The organism is Yersinia sp. 2542 StPb PI (genome assembly GCF_048593855.1).
GTDB classification, from domain to species: domain Bacteria; phylum Pseudomonadota; class Gammaproteobacteria; order Enterobacterales; family Enterobacteriaceae; genus Yersinia; species Yersinia enterocolitica_E.
In genome coordinates this window covers 1-2442 of the sequence record NZ_JAZGQA010000318.1, presented here as the reverse complement: position 1 = coordinate 2442, position 2442 = coordinate 1, and the positions used below count along the sequence as shown (strand labels likewise).

The following is a 2442-nucleotide window of genomic DNA, read 5'->3' as shown; positions in this document are numbered from 1 at the left end:
AATAAAGGTAAGACCAATAATTCTGCATCATCTTTTATTGGGAAACTAACTCAAGAAAATTTACATAAAAAGTTGTGCCCTATTTATTTGGCATTGGTTGCAGTATTGCCCAGTTTGTCTTATGCAAACTTAGTTCCCGATACAAGTTCAAATGCGCCAACGATTTCAGAGTCAGCCAATGGAACACCGACAGTAAATATTATTAATCCAAACGGTAATGGGATTTCTCACAATAAGTTTGATGACTTTAATGTTGGCCCAGATGGTTTGATTTTTAATAACAGCATGCAGGATGGTGTTAGTAGTATCGGTGGTTATATAATTAAAAACGGTCAGCTACAACAAGAAGCTAGCGCTATCATTAGTGAAGTTACGGGTGCTAAGGGATCGTATTTGAATGGCACAATGGAAGTGTTTGGGAAAAAAGCTGACCTTATCATTGCAAATGAAAATGGCATTTCTGTGAATGGCGTATCAACCATTAATGCGAATAACTTAACTCTCAGTACAGGTCGAGTGGAATATGGTGAGAATGGTAATATTCAATTAAATGTTAATAAGGGTATGATTGCAGTAGAAGGACAGGGCCTATCTACTGAAGGATTAACCCACTTTGATATGATCAGCCGTACGGTAAAACTCGATGGTGAAGTCTCTGGGAGTGCCGACATTAAAGTTGTTGCGGGGCTAAATACTTACGACACACAAACGCGACAGCACCAGATTCGTAACTTATCGGCTGCAGATACCCCTAAAGTTGCTATTGATGGCAGTTCATTGGGTTCCATGTATGGGGGAAGAATACAGCTAATCAGTACCGAAAGCGGTGTTGGGGTTAGACATAAAGGTAGCTTAGTCGGTAATCAGACTGTTGAGATATCGGCCGATGGTGATTTAGCACTGACAGCAATTAGCAGCAAGTCAGGTGATGTTAATTTATCCGGCAACAATATCGATATTTCAGTTAATGAAGATACAGGCTTTGGTGGTGTTATTAGTAATGGCGATCTAATTATTAGAGCTTTATCTCAAGCTAAACTCAGTGCTGATGCAGTATCAAAAAATGGCAATATTAGAATTACTGCTGATTCATTGTTGCAAAATGCAGCACGTATTTTTGCAATGAGCGGTGATAGTGACAAAATAGATGTAACATCCATTTTCATTGATGTTAAGGGTGAATATAAAATAACAGGGACACTTTTCGCTCTTGATGCTTCAGGTAAAAAAATAGAGAATGCAATTATATCCCTTGTGGATGGTAATTATATTGTATCGATTAACGGCGAAACTATTGACTCCGCAACTATAAGTTCTGATGCTGCTATTAGCAGTCAGTCAGGAAATGTTATAGTTAATGCTAATTCATTTTTAAATCAAGGTGCGGGAGTTAATAGCCAGAAGGGGACGTTAAGCTTCACTATTAACGAACTATTTGACAATGATGGTGTTGTCAATGCGAGTGGTCCGCTGAGCATTGTCGCTAATGATTTACATAATAAAGGTGTTTTATATACTGAGCAAGACGCAAATCTTATTCTCGGATCTTTAATTAATAAAGGATTACTGCAAGCTGATAAAAACAATACCATTAAGTCAAATAGTATTAATAATAGTGGGAGAATTGTCTCAGCTGCCTCAATGTTAGATGTTTCCATTGTCAATGGAAGTGCCATTAATAGTGGTGTATTGTCCGGTAAAAATGTTGCTATTCGCCAGGTTAGTGATGGCGGTTTATTGGAAAATACCGGGGTAATTAACTCAGAAGAATCTATTGATATAACAACAGAAAGTGTTTTCAATAGTGGCAATATCACAGCAGCTAAAGATTTATCACTAAATATCAGTAAGGAAGTTAATAATCAAAATGGAGGTAGTATACTCTCAGGTGCTAATCTAAAAATAAATAACAGTGGGGTGCATGCAGTTAATATAAATAATAATAACAGTTTAATTCAAGGTGGTGCTATTGAAATTAGTAACGCTAGCACTATTACAAATAGTAATAATGCAAAACTAATTTCAGAAAGCTCACTTAAGCTTGATGACATTAAAGAGTTAAATAACAAAGGTAATTCGTCACTCATTCAAGCGAACGATATTATATTAACGAATATTGATAGCATTAAAAATACTGATGAAGCAAAAATACTCGCGGCTGACCAGTTGTCAATTAGCCATTCGTCAGAATTAATTAATCAGAACTCATCTATACTCGCCTCTGGTGATATTAATTTGAGTAATATAGAAACGATAAAGAATGTAGATGGATTTATTAATGCAGATGGAACTGTAAGCATAAATAATAGTACTAATCTATTTAATACAGGAACTGGGACCACCCAATATTCTGGTTCAGGGATAATCGCGAATAATATTGATATTCATTCTGTTGCCAATGTGGAAAATTCCGGTGGGAGTTATATTTCAGCATTGGGAGAA

At 36.2% G+C, this 2442-nt stretch carries 1 protein-coding gene; it reads left to right on the top strand.

Features of this window, described 5'->3' with window-relative positions; all coding sequences use genetic code 11:
• On the top strand, window positions 1-2442 hold a 2442-nt coding region (locus V1952_RS21080), incomplete at both ends, for a filamentous hemagglutinin N-terminal domain-containing protein (protein WP_420075477.1).